Annotated in this window: 23 protein-coding genes; 14 read left to right on the top strand and 9 right to left on the bottom strand. The window is 75.0% G+C overall.

Annotated elements, in window-relative coordinates; translation table 11 throughout:
- The first annotated feature begins 33 nt into the window (after positions 1 to 33).
- Genes AB8M62_RS09980 through AB8M62_RS09960 form a run of 5 tightly spaced genes read left to right on the top strand, consistent with a single transcriptional unit; the run spans position 34 to position 6,646 of the window.
- Positions 34 to 1,668 (top strand): ABC transporter substrate-binding protein, encoded by a 1,635-nt coding sequence (locus AB8M62_RS09980; protein WP_369069431.1) that lies wholly within the window; start codon positions 34 to 36, stop codon positions 1,666 to 1,668.
- A complete protein-coding gene (locus AB8M62_RS09975; protein WP_373694903.1) occupies positions 1,649 to 2,686 on the top strand; it encodes an ABC transporter permease in 1,038 nt (345 codons plus the stop codon). The genes AB8M62_RS09980 and AB8M62_RS09975 overlap by 20 nt, the downstream gene beginning before the upstream one ends.
- A complete protein-coding gene (locus AB8M62_RS09970) occupies positions 2,683 to 3,567 on the top strand; it encodes an ABC transporter permease (protein ID WP_373694902.1) in 885 nt (294 codons plus the stop codon). The genes AB8M62_RS09975 and AB8M62_RS09970 overlap by 4 nt, the downstream gene beginning before the upstream one ends.
- Positions 3,564 to 5,204, top strand: coding sequence for a dipeptide ABC transporter ATP-binding protein (locus tag AB8M62_RS09965; RefSeq protein WP_369051834.1), 1,641 nt, complete (start codon positions 3,564 to 3,566; stop codon positions 5,202 to 5,204). The genes AB8M62_RS09970 and AB8M62_RS09965 overlap by 4 nt, the downstream gene beginning before the upstream one ends.
- Complete coding sequence (locus tag AB8M62_RS09960) at positions 5,201 to 6,646, top strand: LLM class flavin-dependent oxidoreductase (protein WP_369069429.1); 1,446 nt, start codon at positions 5,201 to 5,203, stop codon at positions 6,644 to 6,646. Before AB8M62_RS09965 ends, AB8M62_RS09960 begins: the two co-directional genes overlap by 4 nt.
- Positions 6,647 to 6,785: 139 nt before the next feature.
- On the opposite strand, the gene AB8M62_RS09955 is transcribed toward AB8M62_RS09960, so the two are convergent.
- Positions 6,786 to 7,877 (bottom strand): hypothetical protein, encoded by a 1,092-nt coding sequence (locus tag AB8M62_RS09955; RefSeq protein ID WP_369069428.1) that lies wholly within the window; start codon positions 7,875 to 7,877, stop codon positions 6,786 to 6,788.
- A 127-nt stretch (positions 7,878 to 8,004) separates the two neighbouring features.
- On the opposite strand from AB8M62_RS09955, the gene AB8M62_RS09950 reads away from it, so the two are divergent.
- Both AB8M62_RS09950 and AB8M62_RS09945 read left to right on the top strand, forming a co-directional pair.
- Complete coding sequence (locus AB8M62_RS09950) at positions 8,005 to 8,574, top strand: GNAT family N-acetyltransferase (protein WP_369069427.1); 570 nt, start codon at positions 8,005 to 8,007, stop codon at positions 8,572 to 8,574.
- Between the two features lie 450 nt (positions 8,575 to 9,024).
- Positions 9,025 to 9,588: a zinc-dependent metalloprotease family protein gene (locus AB8M62_RS09945; RefSeq protein ID WP_369069426.1), complete on the top strand. Its 564-nt coding sequence runs from the start codon at positions 9,025 to 9,027 to the stop codon at positions 9,586 to 9,588.
- 124 nt (positions 9,589 to 9,712) lie between these two features.
- On the opposite strand, the gene AB8M62_RS09940 is transcribed toward AB8M62_RS09945, so the two are convergent.
- Positions 9,713 to 10,129: a MerR family transcriptional regulator gene (locus tag AB8M62_RS09940; protein ID WP_369069425.1), complete on the bottom strand. Its 417-nt coding sequence runs from the start codon at positions 10,127 to 10,129 to the stop codon at positions 9,713 to 9,715.
- 76 nt (positions 10,130 to 10,205) lie between these two features.
- On the opposite strand from AB8M62_RS09940, the gene AB8M62_RS09935 reads away from it, so the two are divergent.
- The 3 genes from AB8M62_RS09935 (at position 10,206) to AB8M62_RS09925 (ending at position 12,614) form a co-directional block, all read left to right on the top strand.
- The gene (locus tag AB8M62_RS09935) at positions 10,206 to 10,895 is read left to right on the top strand and encodes an SDR family oxidoreductase (protein ID WP_369069424.1); all 690 of its coding nucleotides are present in this window, start codon (positions 10,206 to 10,208) and stop codon (positions 10,893 to 10,895) included.
- 143 nt (positions 10,896 to 11,038) lie between these two features.
- Positions 11,039 to 11,650 carry a hypothetical protein gene (locus AB8M62_RS09930; RefSeq protein ID WP_369069423.1) on the top strand — a complete coding sequence of 204 codons (612 nt, stop codon included), beginning with the start codon at positions 11,039 to 11,041 and terminating at the stop codon, positions 11,648 to 11,650.
- An 88-nt stretch (positions 11,651 to 11,738) separates the two neighbouring features.
- Entirely contained in the window at positions 11,739 to 12,614 is an 876-nt protein-coding gene (locus AB8M62_RS09925) for a hypothetical protein (RefSeq protein ID WP_369069421.1), read from the top strand.
- 4 nt (positions 12,615 to 12,618) lie between these two features.
- Here AB8M62_RS09925 and AB8M62_RS09920 read toward each other — a convergent pair whose 3' ends face one another.
- On the bottom strand, positions 12,619 to 13,119 hold the full coding sequence (locus AB8M62_RS09920; protein ID WP_369069420.1) for a GNAT family N-acetyltransferase: 501 nt from the start codon (positions 13,117 to 13,119) through the stop codon (positions 12,619 to 12,621).
- A gap of 89 nt (positions 13,120 to 13,208) precedes the next feature.
- Here AB8M62_RS09920 and AB8M62_RS09915 point away from each other — a divergent pair, with 89 nt between their 5' ends.
- Positions 13,209 to 13,583, top strand: a complete 375-nt coding sequence (locus tag AB8M62_RS09915) for a hypothetical protein (protein WP_369069419.1) — start codon at positions 13,209 to 13,211, stop codon at positions 13,581 to 13,583.
- Between the two features lie 65 nt (positions 13,584 to 13,648).
- On the top strand, positions 13,649 to 14,428 hold the full coding sequence (locus tag AB8M62_RS09910) for a phosphotransferase enzyme family protein (RefSeq protein ID WP_369051823.1): 780 nt from the start codon (positions 13,649 to 13,651) through the stop codon (positions 14,426 to 14,428).
- Positions 14,429 to 14,472: 44 nt separating this feature from the next.
- Here the strand turns inward: AB8M62_RS09910 and AB8M62_RS09905 are convergent, their stop codons facing one another.
- Together AB8M62_RS09905 and AB8M62_RS09900 are read right to left on the bottom strand one after the other, a co-directional pair.
- Positions 14,473 to 15,291 carry a phosphotransferase gene (locus AB8M62_RS09905; protein ID WP_369051822.1) on the bottom strand — a complete coding sequence of 273 codons (819 nt, stop codon included), beginning with the start codon at positions 15,289 to 15,291 and terminating at the stop codon, positions 14,473 to 14,475.
- Positions 15,292 to 15,531: 240 nt separating this feature from the next.
- A complete protein-coding gene (locus AB8M62_RS09900; RefSeq protein WP_369051821.1) occupies positions 15,532 to 15,705 on the bottom strand; it encodes a CsbD family protein in 174 nt (57 codons plus the stop codon).
- A 243-nt stretch (positions 15,706 to 15,948) separates the two neighbouring features.
- Between AB8M62_RS09900 and AB8M62_RS09895 the strand changes: the two genes are divergently transcribed.
- A complete protein-coding gene (locus tag AB8M62_RS09895; protein ID WP_369069418.1) occupies positions 15,949 to 16,386 on the top strand; it encodes an Asp23/Gls24 family envelope stress response protein in 438 nt (145 codons plus the stop codon).
- Positions 16,383 to 16,793 (top strand): hypothetical protein, encoded by a 411-nt coding sequence (locus tag AB8M62_RS09890; protein WP_369069417.1) that lies wholly within the window; start codon positions 16,383 to 16,385, stop codon positions 16,791 to 16,793. Before AB8M62_RS09895 ends, AB8M62_RS09890 begins: the two co-directional genes overlap by 4 nt.
- A 23-nt stretch (positions 16,794 to 16,816) precedes the next feature.
- Here AB8M62_RS09890 and dhaK read toward each other — a convergent pair whose 3' ends face one another.
- Genes dhaK through AB8M62_RS09870 form a run of 4 tightly spaced genes read right to left on the bottom strand, consistent with a single transcriptional unit; the run spans position 16,817 to position 20,152 of the window.
- Entirely contained in the window at positions 16,817 to 17,812 is a 996-nt protein-coding gene (gene dhaK, locus AB8M62_RS09885; RefSeq protein ID WP_369051818.1) for a dihydroxyacetone kinase subunit DhaK, read from the bottom strand.
- Positions 17,809 to 18,504 (bottom strand): dihydroxyacetone kinase subunit DhaL, encoded by a 696-nt coding sequence (dhaL, locus tag AB8M62_RS09880; RefSeq protein WP_369069416.1) that lies wholly within the window; start codon positions 18,502 to 18,504, stop codon positions 17,809 to 17,811. Before dhaL ends, dhaK begins: the two co-directional genes overlap by 4 nt.
- Entirely contained in the window at positions 18,501 to 19,295 is a 795-nt protein-coding gene (locus AB8M62_RS09875; protein ID WP_369069415.1) for an HAD-IA family hydrolase, read from the bottom strand. The genes dhaL and AB8M62_RS09875 overlap by 4 nt, the downstream gene beginning before the upstream one ends.
- The gene (locus AB8M62_RS09870) at positions 19,292 to 20,152 is read right to left on the bottom strand and encodes a class II fructose-bisphosphate aldolase (protein ID WP_369069414.1); all 861 of its coding nucleotides are present in this window, start codon (positions 20,150 to 20,152) and stop codon (positions 19,292 to 19,294) included. Before AB8M62_RS09870 ends, AB8M62_RS09875 begins: the two co-directional genes overlap by 4 nt.
- Positions 20,153 to 20,174: the final 22 nt, after the last annotated feature.

Genomic DNA, 20,174 nt, shown 5'->3' with positions numbered 1-20,174 from the left:
CTCGGCACCCGCACCGACAGGAGTTCCGTCCGCATGCCCGCACGCCCCCGGAGAACCCTCACAGCCGGTCTCGCGGCCCTGCTGCTCACCGGCTGCGCCGGCTCGGCCGCCGCGCCGCGCCCCGCGCCCGACGCCCGACCCGTCCCCGGCGGGACGATCGTCTACGGCCACCAGCAGGAACCCGCGTGCGTCTTCGGCGGGTGGATCGAGCAGGCCTACCTGTCCACCCAGGTCCTGGACGCGCTGACCTCGCTCGACACCGACCGGCAGGTCGTGCCCTGGCTGGCCACGTCGTGGGAGACCTCCGCCGACGGCCTCACGTGGACGTTCCACCTGAAGGACGGGGTGCGGTTCACCGACGGCAGCGAGCTGACCGCCGCCGTCGTCGCCCACAACTTCGACCACTGGATGGACGGGGGCAACTCCACCGCCAAGGTGTGGCTCGACGGGTACTACGACCGCGCCACGGCCGTCGACGACCTCACCCTGCAGGTCCACCTGAGCAAGCCCTACCCGCGGCTGGCCGAGAACCTCGCCCAGGGGTACACCGGCATCCAGTCCCAGGAGGCCCTGGAGACCCGCACCGCGGAGCAGAACTGCGAGCAGCCCGTCGGCTCGGGAGCCTTCGTCGTCGACCACTGGGACCGCGGCGAGCAGATCGTGCTGCGGCGCAACGAGGACTACACCTCACCGCCGGCCAACGCGAGGCACACCGGCCCCGCGTACGTGGAGCGGGTCGTCTGGCGGTTCGTCGCCGACGCCACCACCCGGGTCGCGTCGCTGCGGGCGGGCGAGACCGACGCCGTCTACGACGTGCCGGCCATCGACTACGGCGGGCTCGAGGACGACGGCTACGAGATGTTCAGGTACATCACCGGCGGTCGCCCGCAGCAACTGGCGTTCAACACCCAGCAGGGCCCCTTCACCGACGAGCGCGTCCGCAAGGCGTTCGCCCACAGCCTCGACCGGCGGTCCCTGGTGGAGACCATCGGTCAGGGCGTCATCCCCTACGAGGGCAACGGAGCGGTCTCCCAGTCCACCCCCGGGTACAGCGAGGAGGCCGCCGAGGCGTACGACCTGGACCTCGAGCGGGCGGACCGCCTGCTCGACGAGGCCGGCTGGACCGGCCGCGACGTCGACGGCGTCCGCACGAAGGACGGGGAGCGCCTGGAGGTCGTGCTGCCCTACAACTCCGGCACCATCGTCAACGCCGACGGCGCCTCGATCCTCCAGGGCGTCCAGGAGCAGGCCAAGGCCACCGGGTTCGCCGTCGACCTGGTCACCGTCCCGCCCAGCGGGTTCTTCTCCGGCCTGTACACGCAGCCGGAGGAGCGCGACATCGCCGCCGGGTACTGGACCTCGGTGACCGCGGGGATCCTCTGGATCAACTGGCGGCCGATCAGCGAGGAGTGGCCGAACGGCAACAACGCCGCCTTCACCACCGACGAGTTCCTCGGCGACCTGATCGACCGGGCGAACCAGACCGCCGACGTGGAGGAGCAGAACGCCCTGTACCGCCAGGCGCAGGAGCACATCGCCGACCACGCCCTGTCCATCGGCCTCTACGACCGGCTCAGCACCCTCGCGGTGACACCGGCGCTGAAGGACGTGTGGCAGGAGAACGCCCAGGGAGGACCGGTGTTCTACGATGCCCACTTCGTCCGCTGACACCCGCCGCGACGCGGTGGACGTGAGGTTCTCGGCAGGACCCGCCGAGAACACCGCGCACCGGGCCGGCCGCTGGGGCGCAGCCGTGCTGCGGCGCCTCCTCGGCGCGGCGCTGGTGCTGTGGGGGGCCGCGACCGTGGCCTTCGCCGCCCAGGTAGCCCTCCCCGGCGACCGCGCCACGATCATCTTCAACATCCGCGCCGGGCAGCCGATCGAGCGGACGCCCGAGGAGCTGGCCGCCATCAACGCCCAGTACGGGTTCCAGCTGCCCGTCCTGCAGCAGTACCTGGACTACCTGTCCGGCCTGGTGCGCGGGGACCTGGGCAACTCGTACCAGCAGTTCCGCCCGGTCACCGCGATCATCGGCGAGCAGCTGGGCGCCACGCTGGTGCTGACGGCCTCGGCGATCGCGCTGGCCTGGCTGCTGACGGTGCTCTGGGTGACGGCGACCGCCGGCCGCGGCCGGCGCACCTCCGGGTTCGGCGCGGCGGTGGACACCGTCAGCGCCGGGTTGCCGCACTACTGGCTGGGTGTCGTCCTGCTGCTGGTGTTCGCCCTCGAGCTGCGCTGGGTCCCCGTCATCAGCGACGGCTCCGCGACGGGGCTGCTGCTGCCGGCGCTGACCCTGGCCGTCCCGCTGGCGGGTTTCATGGGCCAGGCCACCCGCACCGAGTTCGAGCGCTCCCTGGCCCAGCCGTTCGTCCTGACCGCACGGATGCGCGGCATGAGCGACCTGGGGGTCAGGGTGCGGCACGTGCTGCGCCACTCCGCGCTGCCGGCGGTGACCCTGTCGGGCTGGGCGCTGGGCGCCACCATCTCCGGGGCGGTCGTGGTGGAGACCGTGTTCACCCGCGCCGGCATCGGGCGGGTGCTGGTGACGGCCGTCAACAACCAGGACCTGCCCATCGTCACCGGTGTCGTCGTCCTGGTGGCCGCCCTGTACGTGGTGGCCAACCTGCTGGTCGACGCCGCGCACGTCCTCATCGACCCTCGGCTGGCGAAGGGAACCACCTCGTGAGCACCGTCCTGACGGACGCCGCACCCGGCGCCCCCCGTCCCGCGCGCACCGGCCGCCCGGGCGGCCGGACCCGGCGGCCGCGGCCCTGGAGCGTGTACCTGGCCACCGGCACGGCCCTGTTCTTCCTGGTGGCCGTCGCCGCCCCCGGTGTCCTGGACACCACCGACCCGCTGGCCCTGAACCTGTCCCAGGCGCTGCAGGCGCCCGGGCCGGGCCACTGGTTCGGCACCGACGAGGCCGGGCGGGACCTGTGGAGCCGCGTCGTGCACGGCGCCCGCCCCTCGCTGGCCATCGGCGCCGGCGCCAGCGCGGTGAGCCTGAGCCTGGCCGTCGTCCTGGGTTCCCTCGCGGCGCTGGGCGGCCGGGTCGTGGGCCCGGCCGTCGACCGCCTCGTGGAGGTGCTGTTCAGCTTCCCGAGCCTGCTGCTGGCGCTGCTGCTGGTGGCGCTGCTGGGCCCCTCGGCGCTGACGCAGGCCGTGGCCGTCGGGGTCGGCACCGCACCGGGGTACGCGCGGATGGTCCGCGGGCAGGTCCTGTCGGCCAGGGGCTCGGCCTACGTCGAGGCCGCCGTGGCCCTGGGGCACTCCCCGGCGCGAATCCTGCGCCGGCACGTCCTGCCGAACGCCCTGCGCCCCCTGGTCGCGATCATGGCGCTGTCGATCGGTCAGTCCATCGTGTGGGCCTCGAGCCTGTCGTTCCTGGGTCTGGGCGTGGCTCCGCCCAGCTCGGAGTGGGGGGCGCTGCTGGAGGCCGGGCGCCCCTACGTCGCCCACGCCTGGTGGCTGACCGTCGTCCCCGGTCTGGTCATCGTCGCCCTGGCCCTGGCGGCCACCACCCTGGGAAACCACCTGCAGTCCCTGCTGGAGAGGCGGGAGTCGTGAGCGTGCTGAGCGTCCGGGACCTGAACGTCGGGTTCGCCCCGCGGGGCGGCGCCACCCGGGACGTGGTCCACGACGTGTCCTTCGACCTGGAGGCCGGGCAGTGCCTGGCCGTCGTGGGCGAGTCCGGGTCCGGCAAGAGCGTCACCGCCCGCGCGCTGGTCGGCCTGAGCGGCCCCGGGGCTCGCGTGCGGGCCGGTCGGCTGGACTTCGACGGCGCGGACGTGCGCACCTTCACCGGCCGCGACTGGCGCCGCACCCGCGGCGCCCGCATCGGGTTCGTCGCCCAGGACGCCCTGGTCTCCCTGGACCCGTTGCGCCCGGTCGGCGCCGAGGTCGAGGAGGCCCTGCGGCTGCACGGCTGGACCTCCCGGCGCCGGCGCCGCGCCCGGGCGGTGGAACTGCTGACGGCGGTCGGGATCCCCTCGGCCGGCACCCGCGCCGGGCAGCGCCCCGGTGAGCTGTCCGGCGGTCTGCGCCAGCGCGCGCTCATCGCCTCGGCCATCGCGCTGCAGCCCGAGCTGCTCATCGCCGACGAGCCCACCACCGCCCTCGACGTGACGGTCCAGGCGCAGGTGCTGGACCTGCTGGAGGAGCAGAAGCGGCAGGGGGTGGCGATCGTGCTGATCAGCCACGACCTGTCCGTCGTGGCCCGCCTGGCCGACCGGGTGCTCGTCGTGTCCGGGGGCCGGATCGTCGAGGCCGGCCGGACCGCCGACGTCCTGGACGCACCGCAGCACGAGTACACCCGCGCCCTCATCGCCGCCGTGCCCGGCGAGCACACCCGCGGCGAGCGCCTGAGCCCCGCCCCCCGCGCCGCGCTGCCGGCCCCCCGGCGCGAGCAGCGCACGGGGGTGGTGCTCCGCGCCGAGGGGTTGGTGAAGCGGTACGCCACCGGCCGCGGCACGCACACCGCCGTCGACGGGGTCTCCTTCGCCCTGCGGGCCGGCCGCACCCTGGGCGTCGTCGGGGAGTCGGGGTCGGGCAAGTCGACCACCGCCCGCCTCGCGCTCGCCCTGACCACGCCCGACGAGGGCACCGTCGAGCTCCTGGGCCGGCCGTGGTCGGCGGCACCGGAGAGGGAGCGCCGGGCCCGGCGCCGGGAGGTCTCCGTCGTCCAGCAGGACCCCCTGAGCTCCTTCGACCCGCGCTGGACCGTCGAGCGGATCCTGCTCGACGCCCTCCCGCGGTCCTCCGGCGGGGACCGGGAGAGCCGCCGCGCCCGGGTCCGCGAGCTGCTGCACCAGGTCGGGCTGGGCGAGGACGTCCTCGGACGCTTCCCGCTCACGATGTCCGGGGGCCAGCGCCAGCGCGTCTCGATCGCCCGGGCGCTGGCGCCGGAACCGTCGATCGTCGTGCTCGACGAGGCGGTCTCAGCCCTGGACGTCTCGGTGCAGGCGCAGGTGCTGGACCTGCTGGCCGACCTCCAGCGGACCCTGGGGCTCGCCTACCTGTTCATCTCGCACGACCTGGGCGTCGTCTACCACGTCAGCGACGACGTCCTGGTCATGAAGGACGGCGTCGTCGTCGAGCGCGGCACCGCCACCGACGTCTTCGAGCACCCCCGAGAGCCCTACACCCGCGAACTGGTCAGCGCCCTGCCCCGGCTGGGCCTGGCCGCACCGGAGGAGACCCGATGAGCCACCCGACGACGGGGCCGCTGCGCTTCAACGCCTTCGTGATGAACACCACCTCCCACATCCAGCACGGGCAGTGGCGCCGACCGGACGCGCAGCAGCACCGCTTCAACGACGTCCGCGCGTGGATCGACCTCGCCCGCACCCTGGAGGCGGCGAAGTTCGACACGATGTTCTTCGCCGACGTCAGCGGCCTGTACGGCGACGCGGACGCCGACTTCGACGTCTACCTGCGCGAGGGGCTGCAGATCCCCTCCAACGACCCCACCGTCCTGCTGTCGGCGCTGGCGGTCAACACCGAGCACCTCGGCTTCGCCACGACCTCCAACGTCCTGCAGAACCACCCGTTCAACTTCGCCCGGCAGATCTCCACGCTGGACCACGTCTCCGGCGGCCGGATCGCCTGGAACGTCGTGACGGGCATGCAGGACAACGGGGCCCGCAACTACGGCCACGACCGGGTGACGGAGCACTCCGAGCGGTACCGCTGGGCCGAGGAGTACGTCGACGTCGTCTACAAGCTGTGGGAGGGCTCCTGGGACGAGGACGCCCTCGTCCAGGACAAGGAGCGGGGCGTGCACGCCGAGCCCGGCAAGGTCCACAAGATCCACCACCGGGGCGAGCGGTACCGCGTCGAGGGACCGCACCTGCCCTCCCCCTCGCCCCAGCGCACCCCGCTGCTGTTCCAGGCCGGCTCGTCGCTGTCGGGCCGCCGGTTCGCCGCCCGGCACGCGGAGGCGGTCTTCCTCGTCTCCCCCTCCCCCGCCCTGGCCGCCGAGCAGATCGCCGAGACCCGCGCGCTGGCGGTCGAGGCCGGCCGTGAGCCGGGCGACGTGACGTTCTACCAGGGGCTCAGCTTCGTCGTCGGCTCCACCGAGGAGGAGGCGCGGACCAAGGCCGCCGAGCACGACGAGCACATCAGCGTCGACGGCTACCTGGCCCACTCGGCCGTCGTGGACCGCACCGGGCGGGTCTACCCGCCCGACACCCCGCTGAAGGACGTGCGGACCGACGGGGCGCGCGGGTTCGCCGAGTGGCTGTCCAAGCACATCACCGACCGCGAACCGGTCGTGGCCGACCTGGCACGCCAGCGCGCCACCAGCCAGCGCCTCGTCGGCACGCCCGAGCAGATCGCCGACCGGCTCCAGGAGTGGCGCGACGCGGGCGTCGACGGGATCAACGTGGTCAACTGGGTCATCCCCGGTTCCTTCGAGGAGTTCGGCGACCACGTCCTGCCCGTCCTGCGCGAACGGGGCCTGGCCCAGCGCGAGTACGCGGAGGGCCCGTTGCGGCAGAAGCTCTTCGGCGCACCACGGCTCAACGAGCGGCACCCGGCCGCCCGCTACCGCGGCGCCTTCGGTCCCGGCCGCGGTGCGGGCGGTGACCCCGGGGCGGCCGCGGTGCCGGCCCCGGCGCGCCCCGTGGACCAGGTCCGGACCTCGTAGAGCCGGCGACCTCGGCCCGGGCTGACAGCCAGCCTGCGGGCACGGCGCGACACGCCGTGCAGGAGGGCGCGACACGCCGCCGGCGGTGCAGTGCCTGCAGGCTGGCTGTCAGCCGTGGGTGCCGGGTGCCGCAGCGCGCTCACGGGCCGGGGTACGGCTCCCCCTCGGGGCGGGACCCGGCCCGCACGGCCAGTCCGCCGTCGGCCGGGGTGCCGCTGCCGCCGCAGGCGACGGCGGCGCGCTCGCCCTCCGGGCCGAGGACGTTGCGCAGGTCGGACTCCGTGGCCCCGGCGGCGAGGACCCGGGTGCCCAGCGGGACGCGGACGCCGTCGGCGAGGACGACCTCCTGCCGCTCCCCGTCCCACGTGGTGCCCTCGTCCCACACGAGGACGGACGCTCCAAAAGGCCCCGTCGCGTCGTCCACGAGCAGCAGGCAGCCCTCGACCAGCTCCACGCGGCCGAAGGTGGCCGAGTCCTCGTAGGCGCCCTGCGACCCCGTCTTGACGATGACCGGTCCGTCGACGACGGACACGTCGGAACCGAGGTCCTCCACGCGGACCTGGGCCCGGCCGGGGTCGCGGCCGAGCTCGCCGCGCTCGTCGGCGGCGTCGAGGCACCCCTCCACGGCGTCGCCGTCGCTGCTGACGAGGGTGTAGCCGTCGAGGTCGATCATCGCCGACGGCCGCGCCACGTCGGGCAGGTCGTCGCACGCGGCGAGCACCCGGTCCACCCTGTCGGCCAGCGCGACCAGCTGCAGGTGGGAGAACGGCACCCGCTCCACCTCGACGTGCCCGGCCAGCAGGTCCAGCGGCGCGCCGGCCAGCGGGTCGGGGCCCGCGGCGGCGGTCACGGACAGGACGGCCCCGTAGGGCGCTCCCCCCTCGATGACGTCCTGCTCGTTCACGCGGAACCCCGCGTACGCGTCGGGGAGCGTGCAGCGCGCCCAGGCGTCGAGCGCGAACGCCTCCCGCTGCTCGCGCAGGAACAGCACGGCCCGCTCGGTGGTGAACTCCATCTCCGCGGCCCAGCCCTCGTCGACCGCCTCCGGGCCGGGCACGGCGCGCGCCTCCCGCGAGCAGCCGGCCAGCAGGTCGGCGCGGGCGCGCTCGACGGCGGCGGAGGCGTCGAGCGCCCGGGGGTCGGGGGACGTGGAGGGCGGCGCGGACTGCTGCCCGCACCCGGCCGCCAGCGCGAGCAGCCCAGCGGCCAGCACGGTCCGTCGTCCGCGCACGCCTCCCCCTCCCGCAGCCGTCCCCTCCAGCGTGCCTCCCGGGGACGCCGACCGGGGGCGTCGCGCCGCACCGTGACCCGATCGAGTCCCCCGCCGGCGGCACGGGCGGGGCTGGCAGGCTGCCGCGGTGGTCACCACCCGCCTGGTCGAGACCGGCGACGCCGAGGTCCTGGCGCGCCTGGTCGTGGACAACCGCGAGTTCCTGGCGCCGTACGAGCCGCTGCGCGAGGAGCCGTGGTCCACCGCGGCCGGTCAGCGCGCGGCCGTCGAGGCGGCGCTGGACGAGCACGCGCGGGGCACCTGCCTGCCCCACGTCGTCCTCGACGACGACGGCGCCGTGATCGGCCGCGCCACCCTGTCCGGGATCGTCCGCGGGGCGCTGCAGTCCGCCAGCCTGGGGTACTGGATCGCCGAGCGCGCCGGGGGCCGGGGCACGGCCACCGCCGCCGCGGCCCGCCTGACGTCGATCGCCTTCGGGGAGCTCGGCCTGCACCGGGTGCAGGCCGAGACGCTGGTGGACAACGTCCGCTCGCAGCGGGTGCTGCGGCGCAACGGGTTCACGCGGTACGGGCTCGCCCCCCGGTACCTGCGCATCGCGGGTGAGTGGCGCGACCACGTGATGTTCCAGCTGCTGGACCCGGGAGCCGATCCTGCGCATGCCGTCCGACGAAGCTCGGACCATCACCCTGCCGGGTGACCACCTCGTGCACGGTGACCAACCACCTGTCGCACGAGCAGGTTGGCGGCACGTCCGCCCTCGAGCGTCAGGCGCACCAGTCTCGTCCTCCCCCGTGTCGACCTCCTGACGAGACCGCATCCATCACCGCAGGCCACCCAGCACCCAGCGGGTCGGTGTCGCTCCGCGTGGTGGGAGTCCCCGCCGCGCGCGATCTGGTGATCGGCAGACGCGGGAGGTCCCACTGCGCCACACTGTGCAGGAGCACCAAGGTCGGTTCTCGCCTCGGGAGGCATCGTGGGTCGACGACGAGTCGCTGCGGCGAGTGCTGCACTGCTCGCCTCAGCACTGGTGGCTCCGGTCCAGGCGGCGGTCGCCGCGCCTGCGCCCGGTCCGAGCGCCACGTCCGTGGGAACACGGGTCCCCGCGACGTGCGCACGACCCACGTCGGATGCCGAGGCCCTGGAAATCATGCACGACCACTTCGCGGATAAGCATTGGTGGGACCACGGTGCACTGACCGTGGTGGTCGAGGCGTACCCGGGAGCGAGTACCGATGAACTCGCGGCGCTGCATCGAGCGGTCGACCAGTGGGACTCCGTCCTACGAGCTTGCCTCGGTGGTCAGGTCTCCTTGACGCGCGTACACAGCAGGCGCGAAGCCGACATCGTGGTGCACTTCGAGGCCCGAGCAGGAGGAGCCAACTTCTCGGGGCGCGCGAAGTGCCGCAAGGGGGCGTGCCAGAACGTCATCGTCAGCGGTCAAGGACCCAGCGGGCTGGGTTTCCAGCCGGTCGGACTGAGTGGGATCTACCACACAGCCATGCACGAGATCGGACATGCTCTGGGTCTAGGTCACGCGACGAACTTGAGCCAGAGCGAAGATCTCATGGGGTACGGCTGGATGATCCGCCGGACCGAGCCGGTCCTGTCGCAGTGCGATGTGGACGCTCTAGCCCACGTCTGGGCGTGGGCCTTGCGAGGCACGAACCCGACGCCTCCAGCGCCTGGTCCATACAACTGCTCCGGCGCTTGACGGAGGTTCCAGCAATTGCTGATGACCCGCTCCGAGCCTCGTATACGAGCACGGGTGTGGCAGTCCGAGCGACACTGGCACGAAGAACGACTGCCACGACCACCCCAGGGGCGTTGGTGCTGGACTACACCGGCTGGAAACCGTCCGCACACGCTTGAGCCGCGGAACCACGGCGCCGGCCGCGTCCCGCCGCCCCCGGCCGGTTCGCCTGCCCGGCGCGGATGACGTCGTCGAGCTTGTCGCGCGTGGCGGTCAGCTCGTCGAGCTGCGCCTGCACGCGGGCGCGCTCGGCGAGCAGCCGCTCGTGCATCTCGTCGGTGAGGACGCCGTTCTCCACGCACGGCAGGATCCGCAGGACCGCCTTGCTGCCGAGCCCGGCGGCGTAGAGGTTCTGGATGAACCGCACCCGCTCGACCGCCGAGTCCGGGTAGCGGCGCTGCCCACCGGTGGTGCGCTCGGAGCTCAGCAGACCCTGCTCCTCGTAGTAGCGCAGCGCGCGGACGCTGACCCCCGCCCGCTCGGCGACCTCCCCGATGCGCACACCGACCTCCCGGTCCGGACTCCCTCGACGTCAGGACTTGACCCTCACGTCAGCGTCAGGTCCTAGCGTACGCCGCATGACCACCGCACTCGTCACCGGAGCCAACCGCGGCCTGGGCCGCCACCTCGCCCTCGAACTGCTGGCGCGCGGCGCGACCGTCCACGCGGCCGCCCGCCGCCCCGAGACCGTCGACCTGCCCGGCGCCAGGCCGCTCGCCCTCGACATCACCGATCCCGACGCGGTCGCCGCAGCCGCCGAACTGGCCGGTGACGTGGACCTGCTCGTCAACAACGCCGGCGTCTCCACCGGTTCTCCGCTGCTCGGCGACCTGGACGGCGTGCGAGCGGAACTGGACGTCAACTTCTGGGGGACCCTGTCCGTGGTGCGGGCGTTCGCGCCCGTCCTCGCCGCGAACGGCGGCGGGACGGTCGTGAACATCGCCTCCGCGCTGTCCTGGTTCGCCGCCCCCGGCGCCGGCGCCTACGCCGTGTCCAAGGCGGCGAACTGGGCCATGAGCAACGCGCTGCGCCTGGAACTGGCCGGGCAGGGCACGCACGTCGTCTCCGTCCACCTCGGCCTGGCCGACACCGACATGGCCGCGGGGATCGACGGCCCGAAGACCGACCCGGCGCTCGTCGCCCGGCGCACGCTGGACGCCGTCGACGCAGGCGAGTTCGAGGTCGTCGTCGACGACTGGAGCGCCGTGGTCAAGGCGTCCCTGGCCCGGGACCCGCGGGAGTTCTACGCCGCGTACCTGCCCGCCTGACGCACGACCCCCGGCGGCACCCGGCGGCGTGCCGAAAGACGCTCGCGGCAGGGGGCCGGGGTGCGGCACGCTGGGGACGCCCCGCACCGGCACCCCGTGCCCACGGCGGGGCCGCGCCGGAACGAGACAGGAGGCACGAGACCGTGGACTTCTTCCCCGACCCCCCGCCGCCGCACGAGGAGGGCCCCGAGGAGCACCGCGCACCCGTCTGGTCCGGTGCCCCCGACGACGTGCTGCCCGGCGTGGTGCCGGTGGAAATGCTCCTCGCCCGCTCGTCGAGCACCGCGGTCCTGCTCACGGGGTTCCGCGCCTTCCCCGAGGGGCTGGCGATGAACCTGGGCGTCCGGGTGCGCGGACCCCTCGGGTTCCGGGACCTGCACGCCGAGGTCTTCGACGGCCCCTACCACCACGACACGGGCGAGCAGTGGCAGGCGGAACGCCTGAAGTGGGGTTTCGAGTTCGCCGACGGCCGGCGCGCCACCAACGTCGACCCGCCGGTCTGGGGCGACGACGACCGCGCCTGGAACGACGAGACGTGGCGTCCCGACCGTCCTGTCCTCAGCGGCCAGGGCGGTGGCGGCGGCCCGCGGTCGGTCGACCGCGACCACTGGTTGTGGCCCCTGCCGCCGCCCGGGCGCCTGCGGGTCGTCCTGCAGTGGCCGCAGCAGGGCATCGCCACGACGACGCACGACCTGGACGCGCAGCCGTTCCTGGACGCCGCTGCGCGCGCACGGCCGGTCTGGGAACCGCGGTGAGCAGCCGTCCCGCCGCTGTGGCGCACGGAACACCGCTGAGACCCGTCCGGCCGTGGCAGCAGCGCCGTCGCGGGAGGACGCTGGTGGGGTGAGCACGACCGGCGCTGGCACGACCACCTCCTCCCGCGCGCGCACCGACGGGTTCGGGACGGGTGCGGCCCGCTGGTGGCGGCGGCTGGCCGGGGCGGGGGTGGTGGCCGTGCTGGCGCTGGCGTTCGCGGCGCTGGGCCAGGCGACCAGTCTGGACGGCACCGACCGCGACGCCGGGTTCTGGGCCCTGCTCGTCGTGGCGTGCACGTACGCCGGGGTGCTGCTCTCGCGGCTGGTCAGCGGGTCCGCGCACGACGCTGGGCTGGTGGGCCGGCACGCCGCCGCGGGCGCCGGGCTGGGTCTGGTGGCGGCGGTGCTGCTCGACGTCGCCTTCTACTCCGAGGACGTCGGCTGGCTCTGGCCGCTCCTGGTGCCGGTCGGTCTGGCGGCGGGAACGTTGGTCGGCACCGGGACGGCGGTGCTGGCGCTGGTCGTTCCGCACCGGGCGGCTCCGGCGGTAGCGCTGCTGGGCGTGGCGGCCGTGGCCGCGCTGGTGTGGCTGACGTTCCGCCCCGCCGCGCCGTTCGACCTCGTCGCGCTGGACGACACGCCGGAGGTGGCCACCGCTGGTGGGGCGACCGGACTGGCTGAGGCGACCCGGGAGGCCGTCGAACGGGCCGGGGCCGACGGCGACCTCCGGACCGGGGAGTGGGCGCTGGTGCTCTCCGACGACGTCACCTCGGGGATGGGCGGTTCGCGACCGCACGGGAGGGCCACTCCCGTCGAGGACCTGCCCCTCTCCCGGGAGACCGGGCAGCCGGTGCGGCTCATCACGGTCCGGGTGCGCGGCGCGGAGTCGGCGTGCGTGGTCGTCGAGGCGGACGCGACGAGCGTCCTGGACGGCGCCTGCGAGGACTTGGACCTCGTGCGCTGAGGGGTCAGGGCGGCGGGTCGAGGAGGAGTTCCAGGCACACCCGCCGCCCGAGGTCGTCGAGCCCCGACTCCTGCTCGGCCCGCCGGTGCCGCAGCAGTTCCGGACCGGGCCGCGCGTCGGTGAACCCGCGGCGGCGGTACCACGGCCCGTTCCAGGGCACGTCGTCGAACGTCGTCAGGGTCAGGCGCCCGAACCCCTCCGCCCGCGCCCGGGCGACCGCGGCGCCCAGCAGCGCCGTCCCCAGGCCGCGGCGGGCGTGGTCCGGGTGCACGGACAGCTGCTCCAGGTGGGCGTTCCCGTCGAGGACCTCCAGGCGGGCGAAACCCACCGGCGGGCGGCCCGCGACGAGCACGCAGGCGGCCGCCGCGAGCTCGGCGACGTCCGCGGCACCGGCGGGCAGGTCGATCCCGGCCGCCGCGAACAGGCGGTCGGCGGCCAGTTCCACCGCCGGCAGCAGCGGCAGGTCGGCAGCTCCGGCGCGCCGGACGAGGACGAGGCCGTTCACGGGTCCCAGCGTGCCGCACTATCACCGCCCGCCGCGACGGCGGACGAAACCCGTTGACCCGCGACCCCGCGACCGGTCAGCGTCGCCCCGTGGACGTCGTCGTCGAGGTGGGTGGCTGGGAGCACGACTGCTGCGGCGGGGCCGTCGAGCGGGACCAGGTGGTCGACCTGCGCTGCATCCGGTGGACCGACCCGGCGGGTCGGGTGCACCTGGTCGAGTCGCACCACGACACCGGCGTCCACGCGGGCGAGCGGGTGCGCGGGCGGGTCGTCGACCTCCACGTCGTCGAGGACGGCGTCGCGCGCGAGGTGCTGCGCGTGCCCAGCGGTCAGGCGCTGACGGGCTGGGACCCGCACGACGACGGCCACCTGGAGGCGCCGTGGACCGGTGAGGTGCTGACCGCGCGGGCCGGGGAGTTCCTCGTCACCGTCCGCACCGCCGACGGTCCCGGGACGCGGGTGTGACGGCGGCGGAGGGACCCGGGGCGCTGCGGGCGGCGCGCGCGGCGGCCGCCTCGTGCGGTCTGCGGGTGGACGACGCGGTCGTCCTGCACGCCTCGAACGCGCTGACCGTCCGCCTCCTGCCGTGCGACGTCGTGGCCCGCGTCGCGCGCGGGGGGCGGCGGTCGGCGCAGCTGCAGGTGGACCTCGCGGTGCGGCTGGCGGAGCGCGGCGCCCCCGTCGCCGTCCCCGACCCGCGCGCCGGCACGCACGTGCACGAGGTGGACGGGTTCACCGTCACGCTGTGGACCCACCACCCGGCCGCGGCGGAGGACGTGGCACCCGGCCGGTACGCCGCGGCGCTGACCCGCTTCCACGCCGCGGCGCGCGGGCTCGACGTCGCCGTCCCCCGGTTCACGGAGCGGGTCGAGCAGGCGCAGCGGCTGCTGGCCGACCGCGGACGCACCCCCGACCTGGCCGAGGCGGACCGCGAGTTCCTCGCCGGGACGGTGCGGCTGCTGGGCCGCGAGGTCACCGCGAGCGGCACCCCCGAGCAGGTCCTGCACGGCGAACCGCACCCGGGCAACCTGCTGGCCGCGGCGGGCGGCCCCGTGCTCGTGGACCTCGAGACGTGCTGCCGCGGGCCGGTGGAGTTCGACGTCGCCCACGCCCCCGAGGAGGTGGCCGACCGGTACCCGGGGCTCGACCCGGTGCTGCTGGACCGGTGCCGGCTGCTGGTGACGGCTCTCGTCACCACGTGGCGCTGGGACCGCGACGACCGGTTCCCGGACGGGCGGCGGCTGGGCGGGCAGTGGCTCGACGACCTGCGTGCGGCGGTGGCTCGCGGACACCCGCGCGCTCCCGGGTGAGGCGCGGCTCAGGCGGTCGACGACCGACGGTCGCGCGGCCGTGCTCAGCGGGCCGCCAGCAGCGGGGCGTCGGCCGCGACCTCGGCGGCGGCGCGGTCGAAGTCGTCGGCGACCCCCTCGGCCACGAGCCGGACCGCCGGTCCGTACCCGTCCGCCGCCGCGGCGCGCAGCCCGTCGGCGTGCTCGCGCGCGCGGCGCTCCACCGCCGCCAGCACGGTCGCGACGTCCCCCTCCCAGCGGTAGGCGTCCAGCAGCAGGCGCAGCCGCCGCGCCCGCTCGGCCACGACCTGCGGGCCGCCCGGGAAGCCGTCGGCCGCGGCGACGTCGCAGGCGCTCAGCGGCACCCACGCCAGGGCGGTGAACGCCAGGTCGCGCAGCGGCGGTGCGGGGGCGGCGAGGTCCCAGTCGACGAACCCCACCAGCTCCCCCGCGTCCGGGTCCGCGGCCGCGGGCAGCGGGCGCCACACCGCGTTGTACGGGGCGGCGTCGTGGTGGCCCACCACCTCGCCGAGGCGCACCTCGTCGTGGTCGCCGCCCCAGCGCGCGCCCGCCGGCGGGACGAACGAGCGGACGGCGTCGTGGAACTCCCGCAGCCAGGCCCCCGCGGCGACGAGGGCGGCGTCCCCGCGGGCCCACGCCGGCCACGGCCGCTGCTCCCCCACCGTCAGGCCGGGCAGGAAGCTCAGCACCTCCCTGCCCTGCTCGTCGAACCCCAGCGCCCGCGGGACGCGGTGGAACCCGCTGCGGTGCAGGTGGTCCAGCAGGGCGTGGACCGCGGGCGAGTGGTCGCCGGCGCGGCGGCGCACGGTGTCCCCGACCCGGACGGCGCCGTCGTTGCGGCCGCCCGGCAGGCGTTCCTCCACGACCGGGGAGCCTAGACCCGCGGCAGCTGCGGCAGGGAGGGCCGAGGGCTGCCGCTCCTCGACCCGGAGCAGGTGGGCACGCGTCGCCGTCGACGCGGGGGAACTGCCCGGCCGGAGCGACCGGGCCCGGACGTGCCGCGACGCCACGGCCGCAGCGGTCGTGGCGTCGCGCCCCCGACGTGCACCGGCCCGCCGGTGCGCGGCGGGCCGGACCGGGCCCTCGGGGGACCCGGGCGGGCCTCAGCCCCGGAAGACGTCCTTGACGTTCTCCCCGGCCTGCTTGGCGGACGCGGCGCCCTGGTCCTTGCGGCCCTCCGCGGCCAGCTCCTCGTTCTTGGTGGCGTTCCCGAGGGCCTCCTCAACCTGCCCGGTCAGCTTCTCGGCGGTGTTCCTGGCCTTGTCGGCGATGCCCACGGCTCCTCCTCCTCGGACGACCGCCCGGCCGCACCGTGCGGCCGGGTCATTCCGTTCACGTCGTGGTGGAGAGGGGTACCCGCGGAACCTCACGCCGCCACAAGCGTGACCTGTGTCACACCTGTGGCGGGTGACGAGAACCACGCCCGTCGAGCGTGACGATCGCCCGCGCCGGACCTCCACCACTCCTGTGAACCGGCCGACGCGGCGGCGGCGAGCCGCCCACCACGCGGAGGGAGACCCGTGAGCGACACCGGCGACCGCCCCACCACCGGGGCGACCCCCGACCTGACCACCGACCTGACCACCGACCTGACCACCGACCTGACCACCGACCTGACCACCGACCACGGCGCCACGAGCACGACCGGCGCGGTCATCGCGAAGATCGTCGCCCTGGCCGCCGCCGAGGTCCCCGGCGTGCACGCGCTGGGCACGAGCGCGGACCGCGCGCTCAGCGCGCTGCCGGACCACGTGCCGGGCGTGCGGGTCGACGTCGGCGAGCGCGAGGCCGCCGTCGAGCTCCAGCTGAGCGTCGAGCACGGAACCCCCGTCGACGAGGTCGCCGCTGCGGTGCGCCGCGGCGTGAGCGGCGCCCTGGAGCGGATGACCGACCTGCGCGTCACCCGCGTCGACCTGCGCGTCGTCGACGTGCACGTGCCGACCGGGGACGGGGGGTGAGCGCGGTGGCCCGCGCGACGTACCGCTCCGCCGCCCCGGCGCGCGTCCGGCGGGCGCGCCTCGTGCGCGCCGGGACGGCGGCGGCCCTGGTGCTGCTGAACGTCGTGGCCGTCCTGCTGCCCGTCCTCGGGCTCGTGGGCGCCGCGGCCGGCGCCGGCCCCCTCCTGGACGTGCCGTACCTCGCCTCGGCGCTGGCGGTGGCCGCGGGCCTCCTCGTGGCCGTCGCCTGCACGGCCGGCGCGTACGCCGTCCGGCGGGCCGCGCCGGCGTGGACGTTCGTCGTCCTCGCGTGGCTGACCTCGCTGGCCGCGTCGCTGTGGCCGCTGGTGGCCACGGCCGACGCCGCGGTGGACCGCACCCGCGACGCCCTGCCGTGGATCGCCGAGCTCGTCCGCAGCCTCACCTGAGGCCTGCGGGCGGCCGGCCCGGGTCAGAACACCCGCACGGCCGCCTCGGCCGGTGCCGCCAGCAGCGCCTCGACCTCGTCGTCGAGCCGCACCAGCGTCAGGGACGCGCCGGCCATGTCCAGGGACGTGCAGTACTCGTTGACGTAGCTGCGGCCCACCGTGATGCCGCGCCCGGCGAGCTGCTGGTGCGCGCGCCGGTACAGCAGGTACAGCTCGCTGATCGGCGTGCCGCCCAGCCCGTTCACCATGAGGGCGACGCGGTCGCCGGAGCGGTACGGCAGGTCGGGGACGATCGCCTCCAGCAGGTCGTCGACGATCGCGTCGGCCGCCTGCAGCTCCCGGCGCTCGCGGCCGGGTTCGCCGTGGATGCCGACGCCGACCTCCATCTCGCCCTCGCCCAGCTCGAACAGCGGCGACCCCTTGGCCGGCGGGGTGCAGGCGGTGAGGGCGACGCCCATCGTGCGGGTGACGGAGTTGACCTTCTCGCCGATGCGCAGCAGCTCGTCGAGGTCGGCGCCCTGCTCGGCGGCCGCGCCCACGGCCTTGATGACGAAGAAGTTCCCCGCCACCCCGCGCCGGCCCACCGTGTAGGTGGAGTCCTTGACGGAGACGTCGTCGTCGATGGTCAGCACCCCGACCCTGATGCCGTCCGCCTCGGCCATCTCGCGGCCCATGTCGAACGCCATCCGGTCGCCGGTGTAGTTGTTCACCAGCAGCAGCACGCCCTTGGGCGAGGCGACCCGCTTCGCGGTCTCGTACACGTAGTCCATCGGCGGGGCGGCGAACACGTCGCCCGGGCAGGCGGCGTCGAGCATCCCCTTGCCGACGACCATCACGTGCGCGGGTTCGTGCCCGGAACCGGACCCCTGCACGATCGACACCTTGTCCTCGCGCGGGGCGTCGGCGCGCATCACGAGGTTGAACTCCGGCACGTACGTGAGCGTGTCCGGGTTCGCCAGGGCCAGGCCCTCCAGCATCTCCGGGACGAACCGCTTGGGGTCGTTGACGAACTTCTTCACGACGTCTCCTCCGTGGTGGCCGTGGTGGTGGTCGAGTCCCCGGGGGGCGAGCCGCCGGTCCCGGTGACGGCTTCGGCGATGACCGCGACCGCCATCGCGCCCGCGTCCACCGACCCCCTGCTGCGCTCGCCGGTGTAGGAGGCGCGCCCGCGCAGGGCGACGAGCTCCCGGGTGGCCTCGGCGGCCTCGCGCGCGGTCGCGGCGGCGGCTCGCGCGGCATCGGCCAGACCGGCGCCGGCGGCCAGTTCGACCTCCAGCCGGTCGGTCATCGGCACGAGCGCGTCCAGCAGGGTCTTGTCGCCCAGGCCGGCGCCCCCGCGCGCCCCGATGCCCTCCGCGGCCGCGCGCAGCACCGCCACGACCCGCTCGCCGTCCAGGGGCCCGGCGCCGGCGGTCGCGCCGGCGCGCAGGAACGCGGTGCCCCAGATCGGCCCGGACGTGCCGCCGATGCGGGAGGTGATGACGACACCGGCCTTCTTGAGGAACGTGCCGGGGTCGCTGCGGTCCAGGCCGTCCCAGCCCTCCAGGAGCTTCTCGAAACCCCGCGCGAGGGAGTACCCGAAGTCCCCGTCGCCGACGACGGCGTCCAGGTCGCCGAAGTACCGCTCGTTGGCGACGGCGGTCTCGGCGACGACGCGCACCACCCGCTCGACGGCCGCCACCGCGTCCTGCTGCTGCGCGTCCGCGCTCACCGCCCACCCCCCGTTCCGCGACCGCGCAGGCACCTGCGCAGGTCCTCCAGCTCCACCTGCTCGCCCGGGGCGACGCCGGCGCGGTCGGCGAGGACCTCCACCGGCGGGCGGCCCGGGTCGCCCAGCTCCGAGACGACGAGCACGGCCTCGTCGAAGGACTCCGAGCGCGTGTACCCGTTGACGGTCACCAGGCACGGCAGGCCCGCGCCCGTCGCGGCGAGCAGCCCGTTGCGGGAGTCCTCCACGACGAGGGTGTCGTCGCGGTCCAGCCCCAGCTCCGCCACGGTCAGCTCGTAGACCGCCGGATCGGGTTTCTTCGCCGGCACGACGTCCCCGGCGAACACGGGGATCCGCCCCGCCAGCTCGGCGCCGACCGCGGTGGTCAGCACCGCGCGCACCGAGGGCTCCGCCGACGTGGAGGCCACCGCGACCGTCCACCCCCCGGTGACGGCCGCCGACACCAGGCGCGCGATCCCCGGCCGGGGCGGGACGCGGCCCTGCGCGACCAGCCGCGTGAACTCCTCCGTCTTGGTGCGGTGCCAGCGGGCCAGCAGCTCGCGCCGGCCCTCCTCGTCGTCGGGGACGCCGGCCGCGGCCGCGAAACCCGGGTCGTCGAACAGGCTGGCCATGCGCTCCTTGCCGCCGCCGATGCGCAGCTTGACCGCGTAGTCGTCCTCGCTCCAGCGCACCGGCAGCCCGTACCGCTCGAACGTGGTGTTGAACGCCGGCAGGTGCCCGTACCGCTCGGTGTCGGCGAGGACGCCGTCGCAGTCCAGGACGAGCGCCGTCACCAGGCACGCCCCGCGCTGCCGAAGATCCGGATGTGCTCGCGGGCCATCTCGACGACCGCGGCGCGCTGGTGGCGGAACAGCGACGGCGGGTCCCACTTGCCCTTCTCCTCGGCCTGCCGCAGGAACTCCAGGCCGGACCTCATGAAGCTCTCCTTGAGCGCGGTGGAGATGTTGACCTTCGCGCAGCCGCGGGCCACGAGGTCGCGGAACTGCTCGGCGGACAGGCCGGTCCCGCCGTGCAGGGCCATCGGGATCCCGGTGGCCTCCACGAGGTCGCTGACGCGCTGGTGGTCCAGCCGGGGCGCGGCCGTGTACTGCCCGTGGGCGTTGCCGATGGCGGGGGCGAAGCAGTCGACGCCGGTGCGCCGGATGAAGTCGACGGCGACCTCCAGGCTCTGCACCTCCGGCGCGTCGTCGGAGCCGACGCCGTCCTCCACGCCCTGGATCCCCTCGATCTCCCCCTCCACGTGGGCGCCGTGGCGGCGGGCCTCGGCGACCACCTCGGTGGTCTGGCGCAGGTTCTCCGCGACGTCCAGCTCGTGGGCGTCGAACAGGACGGAGTTCCAGCCGCCCTCCAGGCAGTCGGTGATGACCGAGCGCTCCGGGCAGTGGTCCAGGTGCAGGACCACCGGCACGGGCACGTCGCGCACGAGGGAGCGGAACACCCCGTGCAGCTGGTCGCGGCCGTAGGAGCGGACCGTCTTCACCGACGTCTGCAGGATGACCGGGGAGTCCTCCTCGACCGCGGCGGCCAGGACCGCCTCGATCGTGAGGTCGTTGACGACGTTGATGGCCGCGACGCCGTAGCGCTCGGCGAACGCCCGGTCCAGGACCTCCTTGAGCGGGACGACGGGCACGCGGTTCCTCCTCGAGACGCGC

It is taken from the genome of Kineococcus terrestris, from assembly GCF_041020755.1.
GTDB lineage: Bacteria > Actinomycetota > Actinomycetes > Actinomycetales > Kineococcaceae > Kineococcus > Kineococcus terrestris.
The sequence above is the reverse complement of the archived record's forward strand: the minus strand, read 5'-3'. Positions and strand labels throughout refer to the sequence as shown.

Coding starts and splice junctions, on each gene's coding strand:
- AB8M62_RS09980 (WP_369069431.1), top strand. CDS start 34: ATGCCCGCACGCCCCCGGAGAACCCTCACAGCCGGTCTCGCGGCCCTG.
- AB8M62_RS09975 (WP_373694903.1), top strand. CDS start 1,649: ATGCCCACTTCGTCCGCTGACACCCGCCGCGACGCGGTGGACGTGAGG.
- AB8M62_RS09960 (WP_369069429.1), top strand. CDS start 5,201: ATGAGCCACCCGACGACGGGGCCGCTGCGCTTCAACGCCTTCGTGATG.
- AB8M62_RS09935 (WP_369069424.1), top strand. CDS start 10,206: ATGACCACCGCACTCGTCACCGGAGCCAACCGCGGCCTGGGCCGCCAC.
- AB8M62_RS09945 (WP_369069426.1), top strand. CDS start 9,025: ATGCACGACCACTTCGCGGATAAGCATTGGTGGGACCACGGTGCACTG.